Genomic DNA, 21956 nt, shown 5'->3' with positions numbered 1-21956 from the left:
CGACGTCCAAAATCGATTATGAATGGTGTGACCGATGACTGACCGGATGCGAGAAGGCTAAAACCGAGTTGATTTATCAGTATAATTTTATGAAACTATGCGCTATGCCATGCTCAACTATTCTCTGATTGATCGCTATCTGTTTTTGTTAGCAGGAATGCCGTTTTTAACCGTGTTCTGGACAGCTCAGGCCCAACCTCTACGCGATTATAACGTTGTTTGGACGACACCCAGCCGCCATTCCGGGGAGTCGATGCCCTGTGGCGGAGGGGATGTGGGCCTCAACGTCTGGGTGGAAGGGGGCGATCTGTTGCTATACGTGTCGCGGAGCGGTACGTTCGATGAAAACAACGCCATGCTTAAACTGGGGCGGCTACGGCTGACACTCAGCCCAAATCCGTTTAGTAGTTCAACCACGTTCCGGCAGGAACTGCACCTTCGGGAGGGATACGTGAGCGTGACGGGCGGGCGGGGGACACGACAGGTACGTATCAACGTTTGGGTAGACGTGTTCCGGCCCGTCGTGCGTGTTGATTTGAGCAGCCCTCATCCGGTAACCGCGCAGGTCAGTTATGAGAACTGGCGTATCCAGGACCGCCTGTTAACGACCAAAGAAGGGACAACAACGTCTTACAAAACGCTGCCCAATCTGCCGGTGGTACAACGACGCGATGAGGTCGCGTTTACGGATAAGAGCGTTCGCTTTTACCACCGTAACCAGGATTCGACCGTGTTTGATTACACAGTGCGTCAGCAGGGCATGGCCTCGGTAAAAGACAGCCTGTGGAACCCCCTGCGTAATCTGACCTTCGGGGGTGAACTGCGGGGTACAGGTATGCAACCCGCCGGAATAACACAGGGTACGTACCAGAACACCCCGTTCACCGCCTGGAGCCTGAAGAGCCGCAAGCCGGTCCGTACCGCTCAGGTTACGCTGGTGCTGCATCAGGCACAATCGGCCAGCGTTGGGGCCTGGCAGCAGGCTCTTGATGGGGCCATCAGCGAGGCCGACGAAGCTCTCAACACCGCTCAGGTACGTAGCCGACAGTGGTGGGGGCAGTTCTGGGAACGCAGCTACATCTACATCCAGCCCGACCAGCCCGACAGCAGCGCGGCCCCCTGGCAGGTGGGCCGCAACTACCAGTTGTTTCGCTACCTGCTCGGCTGCAACGCCTTCGGCACGTACCCCACCAAGTTCAACGGGGGCCTGTTTACCTACGACCCGGTGTTTGTGAATCCTGATCTGGCCTTTTCGCCCGATTTTCGGCTGTGGGGTGGTGGTACGTTCACGGCCCAGAACCAGCGGCTGATATACTGGCCCCTGCTGAAAAGTGGGGATGTGGACCTGATGAAGTCGCAGTTTAAGTTCTACCGGCAGGCATTACCCAATGCCGAACGGCGAAGCCGCTTTTACTGGGGACACGGCGGGGCCTGCTTCACCGAGCAACTTGAAAACTTCGGGTTGCCCCAAGCGTTCGAATACTTGGCGAATCAGCACATTTTCAACACCACACGGTCAGGTACGTATGATAAAGGAGTTGAATACAATAACTGGGTGGCCTACACCTGGGACACGGTGCTGGAGTTTTGCCTGATGATTCTCGACGCAGAGCGATTCACCGGGCAGGATGTCAGTACGTACATGCCTCTGATTGAAAGCAGCCTGACGTTTTTCGATGAACACTACCAGCAGGAACAGCTTCGACGTAGTCCCAAACCCCTCGATGAGCAGGGCCACCTGGTGCTTTATCCGGGCAGTGCCGCCGAGACCTACAAAACGGCCTACAACGCCGTTACGACGGTGGCGGGCCTTCGGGCGGTGCTGACCCGGCTACTAGAATTGCCCAACCGGTACTTGCCCGCCGACAAGCGAACACGCTTTCAGGCCATGCTTACCCGTATCCCGCCCATCCCGACGCGGGTGATGCAAGGCCGCGCAACCATTGCCCCCGCCGTGACGTGGGATCGAATCAACAACACGGAGATTCCGCAGTTATACCCCCTATTTCCCTACAACCTCTACGGGCTGGGCAAACCCGACTTTGATTTGGCTTTGAATACGTGGCGGTACGATACCGAAGCCGCCAAAGTCAAGGATTATATAGGCTGGAAGCAGGACAACATCTTCTGTGCTCGGCTCGGCCTGACCGACGAGGCCGCCCGGCTGACGACGCTCAAACTGCAAAATTCGGGGCGGCGTTTCCCTGCTTTCTGGGGGCCGGGCTTCGACTGGACACCCGATCATAACTGGGGTGGGTCGGGCATGATCGGCTTGCAGGAGATGCTGATGCAGACCGACGGCAGAACTATCCGACTGCTACCCGCCTGGCCCCGCAACTGGAACGTCACGTTCAAACTGCACGCCCCCTACCAAACAGTCGTTGAAGGCCGGGTCGTAGGGGGCAAGATTGAGCAGTTGCGCGTCAGTCCGGCAGAGCGGGCGAAAGATGTTGTCTTACCCAACAAATAAGGTATAAGCAATCCGGTGGATGAGCCGCAACACAACGCTCAATCTAAGAGTGTTGGTTACGGCTCACTTCTGGTCAAGAATATGGCATTGAATAAACTGCCAGCTACGTACCAATATCAAAGGCTTGGATGAAATCCGTCTGGAGCAAGTCTCACGCTTGCTAATTAATATGACCTATACCATCACAGAGGTAGCCTACATATGCGGGTTTAACAGTATTTCGTATTTCAATCGTGTGTTCCGCAGCAAGCACGGCTGCACTTCTCGCGAGTTCCGCCAGAATTATCCGGGTATGCGGGTGTTTGCGCAAGAGTTGTACCAAATTACATGTCTCGACAGTTAGTTTAGGTTTCGCTTAAACAGATCGTTTGGCCACCACCCGTTTCCTGAATGGTTTGAGCTGTGATGCATCTACCTGAAGCCATTGACACAAAGCCATTAGCAGATCAGGAGTCGGTTGGTAGCCATTTTCAGCACTAAGGATTGTACTGGGTTTCGCTACTCCGTTGAGAACATGGCTGTTTACTTCATCCGCCACCGCACTGACACCTCGTTTGGCTCGCTTCGCGCGTATTAAGTCGGCTAAATGATACGTTGGTGGTTTCAGTGTCTCGTTGACTTTGCGAATGGTGTTTATCGAAAAACTGGTTTGTCGTTCGATCTCGCGCAGCGAATGACCAGCCCGTAAAAGTTGCACGATAAGTTGCGATTTTGCTTTCTGCAAAAAGGCACCGGTACGTTCGGGTGCTTTGGGTCGCCCCAACGTTTTGCCCGACGCTTTTGCCCGGCGCATGCCCGCCCGTACTCGTTCGGATCGAGTCGTTGGTTCGGCTGGAGTAGCGTTGTCTTGCATCAACGATTGCAAGGCAGTTACAATCGCCCCTACCTCATCCGGTGGTAAGTCAAAATATTCCGTTAGCGGACCGCTTGCTGTGTTCAACGGATGCTGGTAGGATACATACTTTCGCTTAAAATAGGCTTCCAGATACCCGACCTGCTTAACAAGGGCCAACGGCACAATAGTGACCGGCCCCAAAGGGCGCAGGTCGCGCTCAATCTCGGCTGTTCGCTCTGGTAACGGACGACTCGTTACGCCGGACTTGTACAACGTACCTGAAGGCAGGTCAATGCGTAGGAAATAGAAGTTGAAGGTAACGAACCGCGTCAGCGTTCGCTCAAACGCATCATGCTCTGTCGTCAAATCGGCTAGTTCATTGTACGTGCGGTGATACCTGATCAGGGCATCGTAGTGTTTACGCAGCTTCGACGGGATCAGGTATGCCGTACCAGATAGCTCTTCCTGCCAGAGCTGACCCGGAGAAACTGAATAGCCCCATTCTGAAACACTTCCCCATTTCTTGGGCTTCAGATCCAAATTCCAATAGCTACTAAACTGGCTGTGGCGCACCTTGTGCAGGGCGGGTACCGGTCCCCGGTCAGAAGAAGAACTTTCCAAAAACGCCTGTACGTCGGTCAGTACCTCCTGATTAACCTGCCGGTTCGCGGGTCGGGTTCCGGTTTTGTAAGGCTGTGATACATCGTCAAGGATATTGAGCAGCTCAGTCATTAAGATTTTAATGGTCTGCCAGTTGGTTTGGAGTTTCGTGAGTTGTTCGTTCAGCCGTTGTTGTTCAGCCAAAAGCTGCTGGGCATGACGCTGGGCAAACTCGTCCAGCGGCCAACTCGTCTCATCGACGTTCGTTGCCCAGAAATCGAAGTGGGGGATCAGGGGCCGACAACTATTCGCCAGGTGCGCGTAGTGATGCACCTTGATGCGGCCTTTTTTGGCCGTTAAAGGCCCATGACAATGAGGACACACCAACGCACAAGCCTCCCCGCGTGGCGACTCGCTGATGTGAATCAACTGCTCCTGCCGGTTGAGCCCTACCTGCAACCAGGCTTGATACAGTCCGGCATCGGGGTTATGCATCCTTTTTTTGATACAAGATAAATCGAAATGATGCCCCTGTCAACCTTTTTTTTGATACACCCTTGGGATCATTTGGAATTCTACGTAGGTTAGCTTTATTAAACCCGAACAATGGCAACAGATAAATTAGTTGGAACCTACCGTCTGGAACTGACCACGATTAATGCGCTCAACAAGCTGGTGCATAATTACAGCCGGGAGGATGTGGCTTACTTACGGCGGAATCGCTCCTTCGACCATGCCTGGACGTACTATTGGAACGGCGATCAGGACGGACTGACGATTGAACAGTTTTGGGCTACATGGACTGATAAGTTTGAGTTAGAAACGCAGGCATTCTTGCTGGACTACGCCATGCAGCGGTACGGAGAGGAAGCCTATCGCAACATCGACCAAGCGATGGGTTGGAAAGAACGATTGAGCCAGCTTCTGAAAGACCAGCATCCTGAAGCTTCCGACGATCATGACTAACATACCGACCTTGATCCCAATTGAGACCGTGCTGCATTTCATCCGTTGTTACCGGCAACTTGAACAACTACCGCTGGAAGACGGTTTTGCCGAGTTGGCCTGTGTATCAACAGACCCTGACGAAGCGTCTGAGCAGCAACTCCGAAAACATTTCCGCGCGCATTGGTACAGCAAGGAACGGGCGTTTGGCCGGTTCTATCTGAATTTGCCCCATTACCGGCAACTTTATCTGCTTCACCACTGGGAAATTGTCCATTATGAGGACGCTACCTACTTGTGGGAATGCCAGCGAGATGGTCGGTATGCCCTAGTGGGGCCACCGCCCCTATTGGTACGTCAACTTCACGAATTGGTGCTGTATTTCGAAAATCACGGTATCAGTTTACAGCCCTCGTTAGATGTTACCTTGCCGTCGGTACCACAGAACTTTGCCCTCCGATTTGGTAACACAGCGAACTGGGGTGATTATCTTCTTTCTTTGCCAGAATCGGAGGCTGAAGCAGTGATCAGTCAACTGTTAAACCGCGACAGCCGTGCCTAACTAACTTCTCAATTGAGCGACATTACCACCTATATCGTTGGCGAGCCGTTACCTTTTCCGGCACCTCCGAGCATTGCCCCCGACAGCCCGGTGATTCTGACAAATACGTATTTTTTGGACATCATCCTGTATTCATCGCAGGCCAAGGCCGACCGATTGATGTGGCAGCGGGAATCTGCTCAACTTGGACTGTTTCACCGCAACGCCCTGCCTTACCTATTGGTCCATTTTCCGTTGAGCCGGATGACGTTTGATTGTCCTTACAACGCCTGGCGCGTAGATGCCACCATTAGGCAGGCCTGGTTTTTGTCTGGGAAGGCCATGTTAAACCTGATTCTGGCCCAGCACGGGACGAATGAGTTTTATGGGTTGCAACGGCATTCCATACCCTGGGCTGATCAGTTACGGCAAGTTTGTGAGCAGCAGATGCAGCAGTATACGTCAGTGGCTGAAGTCGACGCTTTGGGCCACCGCTTGGAGACCCAGGTAGGCGTGGCGCAAATGTGGCAACAGAAGGTATCCGTTTCTTAAACAAACCACTATGTACACCATTGGCTTTATCAAAACCGAACGGCCCGACGTGCTCATCAACCCCGACATGTGTCGGTCGGTGAACGAGTTACATAATTGGCTGACTGCTTTTCTCAACAAAGATGATTTCAGCCTGTCTCCAGCGATTACGCAGAAGGGTTTGGTAACGGCCCTACAACCGGGGAAGCCAGTTCAGATGAACATTACCGGATATCAGGTGGCTCTACTGTTTGGAAAGGATGAGGTAATTCAGGATGCGACATCTCGCTTCATTCACCTTGTACCACGCCAAAAAGGGCATTATCCAGTTCAGCGTGTTGATGCAATGAGCATCCCGGACTAATACAGACAATGGCACGATCACTACCGGCAACCACGAATCCCCCCGCTACGGCCATCGTCGCCGGACCGGCTGGTCATGCGCGAGTTACGGTGAGCCAGCTTATCAACCAGTTTACGGCCTGGTTGGAAAAACCGGGTAACTACCCTCGGTTGGCGCGACAGTTCGTACTGTATTGCTTAGAGAACAAACTGCCGCTCGACGGCGGCAGCCTACGTATCTATGCAGGTGGCAAAGCAGGCAATCAGGTTTCGCCGGTTAAGAAGTTTATCCTCTTCTATCAAACGCAGGGTTGTCCAACGGTCGTAGCTGATCCTCCCAAACATCGACGAGTGCCGCCGGCAGCCAACGAGTTGATCCTAGGTTATCTGGCCGATGCCACACACCTCCGGGGTGATAAATCGAAAGAAAACTATACTCAAGCCCTCAATGCGTTCTTTACCTATATTTTCGAGGAGCAAGAAGCTGGTCGGCACGCCACGTACTGCGCACAAACGATTGGGCAGTACGTCAATGACTTAAAGCAACGCGGTCTCTCGGCGTTTACCGTCAATTTTTATTTGTCGACCATCAAGCAGTTAACCGAATGGGTCATCAAACACCGGACTCGACTTGGATTAAGTGATGAGCAGGCAGACGGCCTGCGCGACGTGGCCCTAATTCGGGGACTGACCATCGAACGCGGTTTTTACAAGGACAGTCTCGATGAAGCCGAGCGTGATGCCTTGCTGGTCAGCATTAACGACCTGACTGACAAAGCCATCGTGGCCCTGTTGGTAATAGAGGGCCTACGTACCGTCGAAGTAACTCGCCTGACGCTGGGTGATGTTGAGTTTAGCAAGGGATTACTACAGGTGCGTGGGAAAGGTAAGAGCACCAAAAAAGCTATCAAGCTTTTTGATAGCTGCTCGGCTATCCTTCGGCAATATATCCAATCAGGGGAAGGCATTCCTCTGACGGCTTCTGCCTCGGCTGCCCTTTTCCCCGATTTGGAAACAGCCCAGATTCGCTACCGGGTTGATAAGTACTTTAAAGCCCTTGACTTGAAGCGGAAAGGCATGTCTGCGCACAGCCTGCGCCATACGGCGGGTCAACTGTTAATCGACAAAGGTGTGGAACCGGTTTGGGTGCAGCGGCATCTGCGTCATGAACTCTTTGAGACGACCCAATTCTACATTAAGAAAAAAACGGAGCGCGACTACTTTGAAAAAATGCCTGGATCAGTCTGACTTGGCCGTTTTTTAGATTTTGGGCCAGATTTATCCCTGAAAAGAATACCCGCAATGTACCGGGTGGGTGTCGTGGCTACCGTGACCGCCCCATGCGTAACCATGCTGTCTAATCGCAAAAACTCGTTGAGGTACTGCTCGTTTTGTACGATCGTTTTCTTCTGGCTGTCAGTAAATTGATAGTTGTACAAAAACTCGGCGGCTTTCTTCTGCTTTTCGGCGAGGGAAAGTTCGCTGGCTTTCTGCAAGTCGTTATTGACCAACGCGTAGTATCGGGCTTTAGGGTTAGCGTTACCCTGACGGCGTATAATGAAGTTAATCCACTTGACCGACCTTCCCTCCTTCTGTTCAACGATCTGAACATCCAGATACGTTTTCCGATTGATCTCCGCTACAGCGTTCGACAGGACCATCTGCTTAAAGTTAGAGTAACGGACGTACTTCTGAGCATTCATGGTCTCGCGCAGCTCTGTTACATCAACGCGCCACAAACCAGTATCGATAAAACGAGTGAGCCGTGGAAACAGAACTTGTGAATATTCACTACTTAACGATACAGCCGCACTCAACTCGTATTGCGAGTAACCTTTACTCAAGTCAATAAAAAACGGGAGCACAACCGAGTTGATATTGATATCGAAATATCCTTTGTTCGCTTCGTAGTGAATATAGGGAATGGGTACGATGAAGGTGTATTTACCCTTGTCTTGGTCAAATATCTTGATTTTCCGCGAAGTGACCTTGTCTAAGATTTTCAGAATGACGTTGGTTTGAGCGTGCGAATTTTCGCCGATAAACACGTCTGAGTAGTGAATGCGGAACTGACGATCCTCAACCCGGTATGACTTGACATCAAATGTCTGCTCACCCTTAAGTGCCTTCAGAATATTCCAGTAAAGACGTCGCTCATACAGAGAAAACTCAGACCGACCCAATAGCAGCGTGAGCGGTTCACGAATCACCAGTTCATCGTTCATGCACTTAAAGTACCTAGTTTCGTCAGTTAAAAGCAAAGCCACCAGGACAATGTTTGCTCAATTTACTTTTGTAGAGCACCATTTATGACTTAAATTTCTTGCCTTTAAATTTATAATGTACTGATTATCAATATATTAAGGTTAATTCACAATATTTAAATTTTTAAAGGTTTTTGCCGTTTTTTTATTGCCTGACTTCATAATCCACCTTGAGATGGCGAACAACTGTATGATTTACTCTAATCTATTGCCTAACTACTCTAATTCATTGCCCATCTTACTCTAACTTATTGCCTGTGCTACTCTAATGCCTTGCCTTTAAGCCTAAATGTTAACTCTTTTTTATTGCCTAACTACTCTGAACCATTGCCTAACTACTCTGATCTATTGCCGAAGGGGTACTTATCCACATTGCTGATTATTGATAATCAACCGTTTAGCAATCGTTTATCCACACCTACTATTATCAATCTCAGAACAATAAAAAATAAACAACTTTTGATTTTGAAGGCGGCATCGAGAGGTTACGCTAAAATCAGCGATCAAAAAATAGTAGAAAATCAACGGATAGATTGGCAAAGGGAGTACTAAGTTTCCTTTTAAAGGAAACTTAGACTATTTTTATTATATTTGCTAAAATTCATTCACAATGGAGAAGGCATCCCGCAAACGCAAAAGCTATACCCCTGAAGATTACGCTCTGAAACTGCGGGGACTGACTCGTCTGATGAACGCCGTTGATAAGTTGCATCCTGATCGTAACGAGTGGGACATTGAAGGCGAATGGAATGGAACCGGTATTATCCATTTTGTTGATGGGCGGCTCCAGTCACTCTTTGCTGACTATGCAGACTTTGATTGCCGAACCATCAAGTTAGTGAATTTTGATAAGCCGGCTGTCCGATTGACGTTTTTCAAAAAGCATCGGTATTGGGTATTAAAAAACGCTGATTTACCCAGAGAGGACAAGATCGTTCGGATTACGAACTACATCAATGAACTCATCGTCAAACGAGAGATTCTGTTAGACAAAGTCGATCAGTTGTCAGGGGCCGCATTGTCGGACGGAAAAGGACAGGTTGGATTTATGCAGCAAGAAATTCAAACTTGGCAACAGGTACTTGAGCACCTTGATGAGTATGACTTAGCCGTATCGAACTACCAACGTGATTATCACTACGTAACTCTGAATTATAAGTACCGATCACCCAATGGGGAGCAAGAATATGAAAACGGGCAGCAGCATCTACTAAATCCGCAACGGGACAAGCAGGGAGTCATTACGCAACCCCGGTACAACATCATTTTCATTGATGTTCGGGAGATTCATCGGGAACACCCGCATCAGCATAAGGAGATCGAAAACTTCCTGAATAATTTTTCGATTGTTAGTCAGGCAGGTAAGCAGCAACTGTATGCCCGACCAAGGCCAGAGGACTCTCTTGAAGCGTTTGAAAAAGGTATTGCCTCACCGGCGACGACATCAATTCCTACCAATACGCCGACGTTGTTTGACTAACAAAAACCAGTGAGCCTAACACACTGATAGTCAGAAATATCTAAAAACAGATAAAAAATTAAATATTATTCGCACTATTTGACGCTCAATTGACGTTAAACTATCGAATCTACCTAATTAATAGACAATTAATAACCCGTAATATTGAGTTATGCTTTCGTCAGTTTATGAACTGGTGGTGGCAGCAGGTATCTATGCTTCCACCGTTTTAAGTACATATCCATTTAGTACCTATCCGGGTCAATTCCCATCAGGACACCCACTGCCTGATTCAACCATTACTGTCCCGATTTACGCTGAAAACAAGGACGGACGGCCAACCGTAATTGTTGAAAAGACGGTAACAATTCCTAACGGATACACGTATGTTGGGCATCGTCTCGACCTACAAGAAGCCTTTCCGATAGAAGGCGCAGAAAGTTCAGCAAGCTGGATTGAAGGACCAAACCGCATTTGGAGCATTTACAGCCAAGCAACGCCTGATAAGGGTCAGAATGTGAAGCAGGTACTGGTTCGCGCTACCGCTTCTCCTGGTCGGAAAAATATGGAGATTGGAGCCAAGGCTACATTACTCGTCGATCTCCTCAAGGTAAAGAGGGCTAATTAAGCAATAATCTCATTTTCTGTAACCGTCTATGTCTTCGCTTCAGAACGACAGTGGGATTGTCATGCCTTTTCAACGTCCTGTTACTTGGGGTCGTATTGTCTGCCACATAGTGTATTGGGGAATCATGTTCGCCGTCACGTACAGTCAGTTTGTGCGCGCCTTTCAAGATAAGCCCAATTCCACGTTGCTACACATTGTCAACACGCATCAGTTTCTGACGACAGTGCTGTCGTTTGCTGCACTTGGCTACTGTGCGATGCCTTATGTCCTCTACGAGTCGGTACCAACCTGGAAGCGAGGGGTGCGTTTGATCGGGGTGCTGTTACTGTACTACGGGTGTTTGTGCATCAATACATACGTGCTGTTAAGCTATGCGCAAACACACTTTACCGCATTACCTATGTACCTCGAACGGCGGGTTGAGCTATTTATGACCGCACCCTGGTACGCCTATCTGTTTAACCCGGTTATTCTCTTTTTCATATACGGGCAGTTTATCTCCTATGTAATCTCTCCACTATTGATCAAAGCAGTGCGGGATGGATACGCTCGAAATCAGGCCCGGCTGGCCATCGAACAGGAACGTCGTCGCCTGGAAGTAGATAATCTGGCCTTAGAGAAAGAGAATGTGATGAAAGACCTGCTGTTTCTACGACAACAGATCAACCCGCATTTTCTGTTGAATGCCTTTAACAACATCTACGCGCTCATCTACCGAAAAGACAACCGAGCTGCCGATACATTGGCAAATCTCTCGACGTTGATGCGTTACACTTTGTACCGAACAGGACAAGATTTTGTACCCCTAACTGACGAGTTGGAGTTCATCTACGGGTACATCGATATGGAACGTATCCGCCATAATAAGCCCGGTGTGATTACGTGTCAATTACCAGCGATAGAGCCTGAGATGGCCAACTGGAAGATCCCTCCCCTGCTACTGGTAACGTTTATCGAGAATGCATTTAAACACGGCCTGAACGCTGTTTACAGTGATGGATGGGTTCGGATCGCGCTGACAACAGAACTTAACGAGTCGGGTTGGCTAACCCTGACCGTTGTCAACAACCGAACGGATACCCCAAAGCAAACGACACCAGATGGAGGGATTGGTCTGCAAAATGTCAAACGGCGGCTGGCGTTACTGTTCCCTCAACATACTTACGAACTCGTCTTGGCTGAACAACCCGATCAGTTTGCGGTCCGGTTAGCGATCCCACTCAAGGGGAATAAAGACACCACAATGTACCATGACAAAGCCCATACGATGTCTTCTTGTTGACGACGAACCGCTGGCACAGGAACTCATCCTCGACCACACGGCCCAACTTCCTATGCTGGATGTAGTAGGGGTTGCCGGTAACGCGCTTCAAGCTATTGAGTTATACACAAACCTAAAACCCGATTTGCTATTACTGGACATAAACCTGCCGCGCATGAACGGCTACGAGTTGCTGAAAAGCTTACCTGGTAAAGCCCCTTGGGTAGTAGTAACCTCTGGTTATCAGGAATTTGCTTTTGAAGGATTCGAAAATAATGTGGTGGATTTTCTCCTGAAACCCATCACATTCAGTCGATTCGTGCGAGCGATCACGAAAGTACAGGAGCGAATGCAGGCTGCGGATGAACTTCCGGCTGCACCCTCTTTGGCCTACCCAACAGTTAGCCCAACAGGGCAATTATCGGTGAAAGACGGCAACAAACTCATTAATGTTTCGTGTCAAGACATTATCCTGATCGAAGCCATGAGCGACTACGTAAAAATTCAACTGCCTGAGCAGGTGGTGGTAAGCCATCAGCGAGTATCGGCATTGGAAAAACTATTACCCACTCCTCTATTCGTCCGGGTGAATCGGTCCTTCATTGTCAACACGGCCAAAATTCGCCAAACCAACGGTAAGCAGATTGAAATGCAAAACGGCCACACCGTTCGGGTTGGCTCGACGTACCGGGGTGTTGTCGGCAGTATGATTCGGAGTGGTCTTTAACGAAGCGAGTACCTGTTTTTTTAATAAATCTGTTTCATCAATTAATCATTAATGCAATGACTGCTAACAAAGCAAACCGCCTGAAGAGTAAATCAATTGGCTCACGAATGCCGCAAACGAACCCCCGGCCAATTAAGTACCCAACGACGATTGATCTAACCATCATCTTCACCCTCTAATTGCGAAGGCCGTCAACTCTCAAGCTGACGGCCTTTTGCTTTGCGCTTTATCTGAATGAACGCTTTGCCACAGCCTTACCGGTTCGCACTGCTGCGCTCTCCGTTATTTTCGATTGATCAACTGATCACCCAGTGGGAACACCTGGCTGATTTCGGCGACGATGCTCTCCGTTGGTGGTTGGAACAGCCACTGGCAGAAAAAGCCCTGTACATAGCATCGCCAGCTTTGCATCAGGTATGGCAGGATTGGCGGAATAATCCAGGATGTATCCCCTCTGAAGCGGCCCGGTTGGCTTTGTGGCGGTACGTTGTTCGCATGAGCAGCCGATGTACGCCATTTGGATTGTTCGCTGGAGTGAGTTCCATTTTCCTTTCTGACCAGACTTCAGGTGTCCTTGTATCAGGCAATAGTACGCTACGTACCCGGCCCGATATGGCCTGGCTGACTAGGCTGATAGCGTCATTGGAGCAGCATCGGGCAATACAGAGTGAGCTTCGATATTGTCTCAATAATAGCCTGTATCAACTGGGGGGGCAATACCGGTACTCCGCCTATCGACTAATCGACGGGCAACGTTCTTTCTATATCAATTCCGTTGAGCGTGACGAACTGCTTGAGGCCCTGCTGAACCACGTAAAGCAGATACCCAAGGGCGTAACGGCTCGGGCATTGATCGAGATGGTTCAGCAATGCACAGATGACACCGAAGAGGAGGCCGCTACGTACGTCGATGCGTTGATCAACGAACACGTACTCATCACTGAGCTGGAGCCGGGTGTAACAGGGCCACTTGCGTTCGAGCAAGTACTGAAACGGCTGCGGTCAATTCCTGCTGCCAGTTCCGTTGTCCAGTCATTAACCACGTTACAGGGTAGGTTGTGTCAGCCTGACTTGTCGGTAGCCGAACTGGTAAACCTTGACAAACAGATGCGGGCCATGTTGGGCGAAGACGATCTGCCCGGCGACGTGCTGCAAACGGATATGATACGTCTATCGGCAACCGTTACCGTCGATGAACCAGTAGTTGAGAAAATTAACCAGCAGCTTACCCGGCTGATGCCGCTTCGAACACACTACGTACCGGAAGCATTAGGTACGTTTGCCCGGCGTTTCTTTGTCCGGTACGGTAGTGAACCCAAACCGTTGCTGGTGGCCTTGGACCACGAATCTGGGATCGGATACGGTCCGAAGGGATTGGCGGGTGCATCAGGGCATTCAGCCTTACTTCAGCAACTTACTATCCCGGCAAGCACCCCAAAAAGGCCCGTCTCTGATCGGCTTGATGCCTTCCGACTAGCAAAACTGACGGACTTTCTCCAAACCGGGCAACTAGCGCAGACGATCACGGATGCCGAACTAACCCAATTAGCAAAAGAGCAAACGCCTGGGTCGACAACGGCACGAAGCTGGGCCGTTCTGGGTGATTTGCTCGGAGTGGATACTGAAGCTATCGACAACGGTCAGTTTCAATTTGTCTTGAAAAGCGCGACCGGCCCGACTGCCGCTTCACTGATGACTCGTTTTAGCACGCTGGATGATGCGCTAACACGACAGGTGCAGGAACTAACCAATTGGGAAGCCAAACAATACCCGGATTGTTTACTGGCGGAAATCGTGCATTTGCCCACGGGCCGGGTTGGCAATGTGGTGTGTCGGCCAAGCCTGCGGGCGTATGAAATCCCGTATCTAACGCCTGGCGGGGTCGGTGACGACCATATACTATCGTTGTCGGATTTGTGGATTCGGGTGCCTGACGGCAAAACTGTTGAACTGTGGTCTAAGAAACACGACAAACGCGTGTTACCCCGCAACACGACGGCTCACAACTATCTCGGTTCCGACGACATCTACCGTTTCCTGAGCGATCTGAGCCATCAGGATGAGTCACTGCATCTGCGTTGGTCGTGGGGAGCGCTGGCTGATCAACCGGCCCTACCCCGGCTAACGTACCAGAACATCGTTGTGGCCCGTGCTCAATGGCAACTCAACTGGCAAACAAACTGGGTTTCTGCCAACGCGATGGTCGATCAAGTACAACAATCGTTGACGCTACCCCGGTACGTTGCTCTGGCAGAAGCTGACAACGAATTATTGCTCGACTTGACCGTAGCACCGTGCCGGCAAATTCTGTTTACGGAATTGCGAAAACGCAAAACGGTACGTCTTGTAGAGTGGCTGGCCACGCCGGAAGCATGCTGGCTGATGGGCGAAGGCGGGCGGTTTACGGGGGAGCTGGTGATACCGTTCAAGCAAACCGCTGCTCCCCTCCCCCATCGACAATCACCGTTTACTGAGCCTACCCAAACTGTCCAGCGCACGTTTCTACCAGGCAGTGAGTGGTTGTATGTAAAAGTGTACGTGGGAGAGCAAACGGCTGACGAACTATTGACGAGTGTCATAGCTCCGTTCACGGACGAAGCCATTGGGCAGGGGCATATTCAACAATGGTTTTTCGTTCGTTACTACGACCCGGAACCACACCTCCGACTTCGGTTTTTTGGCCAGCCTGAAACGAATGCCCGAGTATTGGCCACCTTAATGGCAAGTCTGCAAGGATGGATCGATCAGGACCGGGTTCAATCGGTGCAGATTGATACGTATGAACGGGAAGTAGAGCGGTACGGAACAACAACCATCGAACAGTGCGAACAGCTATTTGGCCTTGATAGCCAATGGATTATTGACTGGATCATCCGGCGAGATGAGCTGGAGGAGGACGAGCATTGGTGGGTAGCCTGTCAGCAGGCCGATCAGATGCTGGGTGGGTTTGGCTTTACACTCATGCAGAAAGAAAGGTTGATGAACACCCTTCAAGAACGGTTCCTTGCCGAACACGGCCACAACCCTGCGATGAGAAAACAACTGAACGAACAGTATCGGGTGTGGCATACGCGCTGTTTGTGTCGCGAAGAAGCATACAGAACACGATTGCAGGTCATGCCTTCGGAAATGAATCACCTCATTGGCCAACTACGAGCGGTACGTGCCGCAGAATCGACCGCGCAACTACCTGAAGTAGATTTCATCGCGTCACTGTTGCATATGCATTTCAATCGGTTTTTCAGCAGCGATCAGCGGTTGAGTGAAGGTGTAGTGTACCACTTTTTAGCTAGGCGGTACGCTTCTGAGCAAGCCAGGCAAAGCAGTCAGATGTTACGTTTGCCAACGTAGTTCACCGAACATAAATGCCCCTTTATGGATTGGCCGAATATGGATTTAGGTTGATCGAAAAGAGGTTGGAGCCATCCGCTTCAACCTCTTTTTTTGATATGTGGCTGGACCCAGAAGTCCTTTAAATCGCCACATATCCGCCGTATGTGTACGCTCTTTTCAATTTCATCAAAAGAAATCTGGTTTGTAGGGCCTTCCATCCAACAACGTCAAATCGAGAGATCTCCCACCACTTTAACCGAGAAGCGGGCAGGGTGTCTTATCAAAATAGCAGCCGATTGGCCAGCGTTTCGACAAGCCGCTACGTTACGTTCTACATTATGTCGAAGTCGCTTGATTGTTCTCTTCGATAGTAGTCAGCTTTCGCACGAAGAGTTGATCGAGATTCGGATCATGCGGGAAAAGCATAGCTGGTTTGCTCCGATTGTCTATTTCGATCAGCCAGATCTGGGCAAGGTCATTCACGCCTTCAATGCAGACTTGGCTGGTTACTGCGCAAGTGCGGACACCATTGTCGATCTGATGACTATGGTGCAGGCGGTTAATGGGGGGAAACTGTCCTACACAAAGGGATTCTGCGACCTGCTACGGAAATACGGTTTCCCAGTAGTCGAAAACAGTCAGATAAAAAATTAAACAAAAAGTCAATAAAATTTACAGTGTTGTTAGGAGATATTCCATTTTTTGCTGAAATTACAGCGTCAATACATCCGAATTCATCATATGTCTTGACGCTATTATCTCAGCAAAAAATGGAAGAGAAACCCAAATTACTGTACGAAGACATCGTTGGCCTCATTGATTTCCGAGGCATAAAACAGGCAAAAATTGCCGAGGTGATGAAGATGTCGTACAACAACTGGTACAAAACCAGGCAAAACAATCTTCGCAACATCACCATCAACGAAGTTGACGAACTGGCTATGTTTCTTGAGCTTCCCCCAGAACAGGTATTCAGTCTATGTTACGCGGTTTACAAGCGCGCTTGGATTGAACAGCAGCAAGCCGCTAAAGATGTTGAACCCAAACCGCAGCCTATGACTGAATAATACAAATTGCAATTGGTTGTTTCACCCGCCCGTAAGCGGGTTTTTTTATGTATAAATCAAGGGGAATCGAAAAGCAAGCTACGTAGTAATCAAGAGGATTTGAAAGCATAAAACACTGACTATCAGTATTTTAAAATATAATATTAGGCTGTAAATTTATATTGAGTTCAGCGCGAGGCAATAGATAATACGCTGACTCAACGGCCTTTTATGCATTGCTTTATCAGCCCCGCCCGCATCCGGTTAGCCATCGACAGCCGAATTAACCGCGACCTTGGCGCCACTGCCCGGCAGCACGGATTTGTGTTTAGTAACCCCGCCGATGATTTCCCGATATGGGAGAGCATCGCTGAAGCTGATTTGGAAAACCCGACTCAAATGTGTTCGCCCGACGTTGCCCATTGGCTCGTGGGCAAGGCTATTGAAGCTACCCTGTTTCAACTGTATTTATCCCGGCGAATGGCTTGTATGCAACGTACCTATGACCAGAACTAACAGTGTATAACCCAATATAAAGTACCGCAATGGCAAAGACGATGAACCCTTATCTGCAAACCCTCTACGACCAGATTGGTCGAATGGCCTTCTTTATGATGGGAGCCAAAAACATCACGTTTGACAACGCATCGAACGTACTGCAATGGCGCATAGCCAATTCTAAGTTCAACTCTGTTCAGGTACGTTACGACATCGGCGAAGATCTATATCAATTAACATTTTCGACTGAAACAAAGCAGACGATCACAGAAGTCGTCATGGAGCAGGTCGAAGCCAGTGACCTACACGCCACTATTGAGCGCATGACGGGTTTACGGCTCTCATTGGCTCGCGTGTATGCCTGAGCTGTAAACAGGATAGTTAATTGGCTAATTCTGAGGTGTCGGCGGGCCGCTGGTAGCACTGACCGCAAATTGTAGTATCTGGTTCAGTTGCTCGCCACTTAGGTTGGCCGATTTAACGTCCACTTCAAGCCCTTTGATAGGGTGTTGCTTCAGCGTGATGCTGATCCAGGCTTCCGCGTCGATCATGAGCTGGACGGTTTGTTGCAGGTGCTTCTCCGGGTCCGCTTGGCCTTCGATAAAAAACACAGATTGGGGCGATTCCATAACGATTCTGATCGACAGTTAGCAAAAATACCTTTAATACGAATACCCCTTTTGCAAAAGGGGTATTCGTGCGCTGAAAATAATCAAGGGGTATTGGAAAAATCAGTGAACAGTAGTGGGCTATAAAGACATATATACCTGTTTTTCAATTAGTTATGATCTATTGAATTAGCTATTTTTATATCAGCAAAAGGCCTGAAAGACAGGCCGGATTTTCAAACTCTTTACTTGCTGATCGCCATGAAAAAGGCCAATGTTAACAACCAACTGCTTACCACTACGTCATGGGATACCATCTGTTTCCCGGTTAAGTCCGTTCCCGCCCGCGACGTGCTGCCCGAACCCTACCGGATGGTTCCGACCGACCGGCAACACTTCATAGTCGGCACAATGCCAAACGAGGAACGGCAGGTTTTTGCCGCGCAGTCGCCCCGGTACTCGCTCGTTCCGAATACCATTATCCGCGATGCTGTAACGGAGGTGGCCGGAATAGAGCAGCCGGTTCATATCCGCTATAGCCGAAACGGCGAATACGCTATCAACGTACTACTGCCCGACGAAACGACCGTTGGCCCCAACGACATCATTCAGCGGCAATTAACGTTTACTAATTCGTACACGGGTAAGTCGCAGTTCACCATCCAGGGTACAGAGATGAAGCGGGTACGACAGCAAAAAGTACGCGTTGCTTACTACCGGCAAATTTGCTCTAACGGCATGATGGGTTGGGCGGATGAATTTATTAGCCTTGACCAGTACCTCGATTGGCTCGTAACGGGTCAAACACCGGAGAAAGCTAAGGTGAAGGGGCTGGAATGGGTGTACGAAAGCGCGGAAACGCTCCGGGCCTATCAGCACATCTTTACGCACCGAGGTATTAACCTTAATCAGTTTAAGGCGTTCCTTGTCAATTTCCTGCGCAATTTTATGCAGTACGCACAGCAGGCTCCCAGCCCCACGCACGAGGTCTTTAAACTAATGCATGACACAGCCGTAACCGACCGACAAGAAGCCGCTAAACTAGTTCGTAAAGTGGGTATCTCGCAAAAGCTGGTTGATGCTGCAATGGAGCGCATGGCTATTGAAGAAAGCGTTTTGGGTACGGGGCCAAATGCCTGGCTATTGTACAACGGAGTGAACCACGCCCTATTCAATGGCAACACCGGGCTGAACTTACCCGCCCGCTACGCCCTCGATGAGAAGGCATTCCACGCTATCGCAGCAAACTACGTTTTGTAACAAGTAAGCTGACTGCCCTTAAAGGCAGTCAGAAAGGAACAAAGGGGTATTTTTGTAAGCTTTACACAAAGTGCGAAGAACCAATTTATTATTTGAAATGACCATACAACATAAGAGTGTTTATGAACCAACGTCGGGACTTTCTTACGAAGGGCTCACTTTTTTAAAATAACTATGATGCCTGAAAAGATACCAAACTACGCACGTAGACGACTCCTACTTATGATCGTGCTGATTGCTTTATGAACTGCGACTGGGTTTATATGGGGACAACAGTACGGGTACCGTCAAGGTACGAACGACATGATAAGGCATATAGAACAGCGACTAAACTCCCCTCCTGCTGCTCATCCCGTTCAGGTTACTGTAGCACTCTTTTGCAACTAAACTATAAGTTAAATAGGTAAGCTTACCGAGCAGACTACGTTGCTTTTCTCTCCTTAAACACAATCCCAAACTCAGCCACCTCATAATCGACCAGTAGCTGAATGTCTTCTTTTACCCGCCGGTAGTTATCCTGAAGCAACTGGGTTTTGTAGTGCTGTCGTTCGGTAGGCGTTAACGTACCTGGATTACCACCGTATACGTCACGAATGATGCCGTCAAGGTCGAGCATGGGGGGCAATTTGTGAGGCTTTTTTAGCTGCTCACTGTCTACACTGATCAGGCACTTAAAGGTTTTCAGGTCCAGTTCTTCGCCGAAGTTATCAACGAATTGCCCGACGAACTCCCCCTGTTTGAGCCGGGAGATTTTAGCCGCTGGAATCATCTCGGTTAGTTGCTGCGATACGTTGATTGTGGTGTCGTTCTTTGAGTAGGTAATCGACTCTTTGGCCTGGTTCGTTTTGCCGAATCGGCGCGACAGTTTCTCGGCGGTCTCATAGACCACCGTACCTGAAAACACGTTGGCTCCGAGGTTCATAATCACCTTTGCTTCTTTCTCGCCGTAGTCCCGCGTGAGCTGCTCGAAATCTTGAATACCCAACCAAGTGGCGACCTTATTCGAGCGGGCCGTTGCGATCAGCATATCGAGACCTTTGAGGAACATCGTTGGTAGCTCGTCCCAGAACAGGGCCGATTTAAGTCGGCCTTTCCGATTTACCGATTTCATCAGCCGGGCCGTGTAGAGCGAGAAGGCCGTCCCGTAAATGGCTGTCCGGTCAGGGTTGTTACCGGTGCACAGGATTTTAGGATCATTGGGATTGTTGATGTCGAGCGAGAAATCGTGGCCTGTCATGACCCAGTATAACGTTGGGGAGGAGAGCCGAGCCATCGGGATACGTACCGACGAGATTTGCCCTTCCAACTGCTCCATCGCCCCACCGTCGCGGGCATCGATGAAGGGCCGCACGTAGATTTCTACTTCGGGGTATCGTTCCATCAAGGCGAACGTTTCGTCGTAGCGTCGGTTCGTGAATTCCAGCGTATGCGGGAAGGTGCAGCAGTTGGCCAACCTCTGGTAAGCCGCCAGCCGATCCGGGTCTTGCGCCGATTCGGGTTTGGCCCGTTCTGCTTCCAATAGCGCACGATACTTCAGGCTGACCGTCCGCAGGTACCAGAATACCGATGTTAGAAAATTGATCGCCGACTCCGGGAAGAATTCCCCCTGTTTCTGCGCCCAGGTTTTGTTCAAGTTGAGCATCACTGTTTGGGCGGCTTCATAGGCATCCATCACGTCGGTCATACCGTCGGCGTGGATGGGGTTGCAGCGGTGCGAAAACTCGATGTCGTCGAAATTCAGGACGTAGAACTTTGGAATCAGCGGTTGTCGGTTTCGTTTGCGCTCGGCCAATTGATCGGCGGGTGTCCAGGCGTAGGTGTTCTCGGCCAGGGTCTTGCGATAGGCGTTGTAGGCTTCTTCCGTCAGGTCAGGAAATTTGAAATCATAGACGTAAGCCGTATAGCCTTTGTAAAGACTTTGCCAAAGTGCCTGAATCAGCACGGCAAAGGTTTTCCCCGACCCCTGCAAACCCAGCACCATGTTGGAGCGGAATGGATTCACGATATTAATCAGCCCCTGCCGCCATTGGCCTTTGAAGAAATACTGCGTTTGAAAATGGATCGAGAACTCATTCTGCACGAAGGTTTCGTTCTGCGGAAACTCTTCGTTGGTATCGTTGAAAATATCGTTCGGCGACCGCGTAAAGAGGATGCGCGACAGGTACTGCCCTCCTTTGATTAATTGCATGGTACCGCCTACCGTTAGGCCAATATACAGTATATCGACTGCCAGTGGAGCCACGAGTGCTTTAGCATACAACAGCGGTATCGAACCCAGAAACAGCAGCAGGCCTGCGCCCGTGTGCCGCAGTACCTGATGCCGCCCAATGCCCGGATCAATCTTGCCTTTCGAGCCGATGGCGTACAGGAAGAGCAACAACAGCACAAACGCTTTACTAGTGAACGGATTTCGGAACAGGCCCAGCCGATTGTTAAGCGTGGATAAAAAACTATATAGATAGCTACGTAGCCAAATAGCCGGCTCAATAAGCTCATGACAAAACCACAGGCAATGGAGCAATAGCATCCCTACGGCAGCGATAATAAATAACTCAACGGTCTGGGTATGGCCCTCGCGTTCTTTGCTGGTCATTTCCGGCATAGTAAT

General features: G+C 49.8%; 21 protein-coding genes. 17 read left to right on the top strand and 4 right to left on the bottom strand.

The window, feature by feature from the left end:
• Positions 1 to 109 precede the first annotated feature (109 nt).
• Complete coding sequence (locus tag J2I47_RS21950) at positions 110 to 2470, top strand: DUF5703 domain-containing protein (RefSeq protein ID WP_229374868.1); 2361 nt, start codon at positions 110 to 112, stop codon at positions 2468 to 2470.
• Between the two features lie 124 nt (positions 2471 to 2594).
• Positions 2595 to 2813, top strand: coding sequence for a helix-turn-helix domain-containing protein (locus tag J2I47_RS21945; protein WP_262899038.1), 219 nt, complete (start codon positions 2595 to 2597; stop codon positions 2811 to 2813).
• A gap of 12 nt (positions 2814 to 2825) precedes the next feature.
• Here J2I47_RS21945 and J2I47_RS21940 read toward each other — a convergent pair whose 3' ends face one another.
• The gene (locus J2I47_RS21940) at positions 2826 to 4400 is read right to left on the bottom strand and encodes a competence protein CoiA family protein (RefSeq protein WP_207366764.1); all 1575 of its coding nucleotides are present in this window, start codon (positions 4398 to 4400) and stop codon (positions 2826 to 2828) included.
• A gap of 111 nt (positions 4401 to 4511) precedes the next feature.
• Here J2I47_RS21940 and J2I47_RS21935 point away from each other — a divergent pair, with 111 nt between their 5' ends.
• The 5 genes from J2I47_RS21935 to J2I47_RS21915 are packed head-to-tail and all read left to right on the top strand — an operon-like array spanning position 4512 to position 7512.
• Positions 4512 to 4871, top strand: coding sequence for a hypothetical protein (locus tag J2I47_RS21935; RefSeq protein WP_207366763.1), 360 nt, complete (start codon positions 4512 to 4514; stop codon positions 4869 to 4871).
• Between the two features lie 10 nt (positions 4872 to 4881).
• The gene (locus J2I47_RS21930; RefSeq protein WP_229374867.1) at positions 4882 to 5412 is read left to right on the top strand and encodes a hypothetical protein; all 531 of its coding nucleotides are present in this window, start codon (positions 4882 to 4884) and stop codon (positions 5410 to 5412) included.
• Between the two features lie 12 nt (positions 5413 to 5424).
• A complete protein-coding gene (locus J2I47_RS21925; RefSeq protein WP_207366761.1) occupies positions 5425 to 5943 on the top strand; it encodes a hypothetical protein in 519 nt (172 codons plus the stop codon).
• Between the two features lie 10 nt (positions 5944 to 5953).
• Positions 5954 to 6286, top strand: coding sequence for a hypothetical protein (locus tag J2I47_RS21920; protein WP_207366760.1), 333 nt, complete (start codon positions 5954 to 5956; stop codon positions 6284 to 6286).
• 8 nt (positions 6287 to 6294) lie between these two features.
• Positions 6295 to 7512, top strand: a complete 1218-nt coding sequence (locus J2I47_RS21915; RefSeq protein WP_207366759.1) for a tyrosine-type recombinase/integrase — start codon at positions 6295 to 6297, stop codon at positions 7510 to 7512.
• Here J2I47_RS21915 and J2I47_RS21910 read toward each other — a convergent pair.
• Positions 7482 to 8489 (bottom strand): replication initiation protein, encoded by a 1008-nt coding sequence (locus tag J2I47_RS21910; protein WP_207366758.1) that lies wholly within the window; start codon positions 8487 to 8489, stop codon positions 7482 to 7484. The genes J2I47_RS21915 and J2I47_RS21910 overlap by 31 nt on opposite strands.
• A 649-nt stretch (positions 8490 to 9138) precedes the next feature.
• Between J2I47_RS21910 and J2I47_RS21905 the strand changes: the two genes are divergently transcribed.
• From J2I47_RS21905 to J2I47_RS21865, 9 genes are all read left to right on the top strand, one after another.
• Positions 9139 to 10008 (top strand): hypothetical protein, encoded by an 870-nt coding sequence (locus tag J2I47_RS21905; protein ID WP_229374866.1) that lies wholly within the window; start codon positions 9139 to 9141, stop codon positions 10006 to 10008.
• A 151-nt stretch (positions 10009 to 10159) separates the two neighbouring features.
• The gene (locus tag J2I47_RS21900) at positions 10160 to 10615 is read left to right on the top strand and encodes a hypothetical protein (RefSeq protein ID WP_207366757.1); all 456 of its coding nucleotides are present in this window, start codon (positions 10160 to 10162) and stop codon (positions 10613 to 10615) included.
• A gap of 28 nt (positions 10616 to 10643) precedes the next feature.
• Complete coding sequence (locus tag J2I47_RS21895) at positions 10644 to 11897, top strand: sensor histidine kinase (RefSeq protein ID WP_229374865.1); 1254 nt, start codon at positions 10644 to 10646, stop codon at positions 11895 to 11897.
• The gene (locus J2I47_RS21890; protein ID WP_207366756.1) at positions 11866 to 12603 is read left to right on the top strand and encodes a LytR/AlgR family response regulator transcription factor; all 738 of its coding nucleotides are present in this window, start codon (positions 11866 to 11868) and stop codon (positions 12601 to 12603) included. The genes J2I47_RS21895 and J2I47_RS21890 overlap by 32 nt, the downstream gene beginning before the upstream one ends.
• Before the next feature lie 234 nt (positions 12604 to 12837).
• A complete protein-coding gene (locus J2I47_RS21885; protein ID WP_207366755.1) occupies positions 12838 to 15954 on the top strand; it encodes a lantibiotic dehydratase in 3117 nt (1038 codons plus the stop codon).
• A 144-nt stretch (positions 15955 to 16098) separates the two neighbouring features.
• Positions 16099 to 16590 (top strand): hypothetical protein, encoded by a 492-nt coding sequence (locus J2I47_RS21880; protein WP_207366754.1) that lies wholly within the window; start codon positions 16099 to 16101, stop codon positions 16588 to 16590.
• 116 nt (positions 16591 to 16706) lie between these two features.
• Complete coding sequence (locus J2I47_RS21875) at positions 16707 to 17003, top strand: helix-turn-helix domain-containing protein (protein WP_129606053.1); 297 nt, start codon at positions 16707 to 16709, stop codon at positions 17001 to 17003.
• 210 nt (positions 17004 to 17213) lie between these two features.
• Positions 17214 to 17498: a hypothetical protein gene (locus J2I47_RS21870; RefSeq protein ID WP_207366753.1), complete on the top strand. Its 285-nt coding sequence runs from the start codon at positions 17214 to 17216 to the stop codon at positions 17496 to 17498.
• A gap of 29 nt (positions 17499 to 17527) precedes the next feature.
• The gene (locus tag J2I47_RS21865; RefSeq protein ID WP_129606049.1) at positions 17528 to 17845 is read left to right on the top strand and encodes a hypothetical protein; all 318 of its coding nucleotides are present in this window, start codon (positions 17528 to 17530) and stop codon (positions 17843 to 17845) included.
• Positions 17846 to 17869: 24 nt separating this feature from the next.
• On the opposite strand, the gene J2I47_RS21860 is transcribed toward J2I47_RS21865, so the two are convergent.
• Positions 17870 to 18109: a hypothetical protein gene (locus J2I47_RS21860; RefSeq protein ID WP_207366752.1), complete on the bottom strand. Its 240-nt coding sequence runs from the start codon at positions 18107 to 18109 to the stop codon at positions 17870 to 17872.
• 240 nt (positions 18110 to 18349) lie between these two features.
• On the opposite strand from J2I47_RS21860, the gene J2I47_RS21855 reads away from it, so the two are divergent.
• Complete coding sequence (locus tag J2I47_RS21855) at positions 18350 to 19348, top strand: DUF932 domain-containing protein (RefSeq protein ID WP_207366751.1); 999 nt, start codon at positions 18350 to 18352, stop codon at positions 19346 to 19348.
• Positions 19349 to 19769: 421 nt separating this feature from the next.
• Here J2I47_RS21855 and J2I47_RS21850 read toward each other — a convergent pair whose 3' ends face one another.
• A complete protein-coding gene (locus tag J2I47_RS21850) occupies positions 19770 to 21941 on the bottom strand; it encodes a YWFCY domain-containing protein (RefSeq protein ID WP_229374864.1) in 2172 nt (723 codons plus the stop codon).
• Between the last annotated feature and the right edge of the window lie 15 nt (positions 21942 to 21956).

Source organism: Fibrella rubiginis (genome assembly GCF_017353185.1).
GTDB lineage: Bacteria > Bacteroidota > Bacteroidia > Cytophagales > Spirosomataceae > Fibrella > Fibrella rubiginis.
The sequence above is the reverse complement of the archived record's forward strand: the minus strand, read 5'-3'. Positions and strand labels throughout refer to the sequence as shown.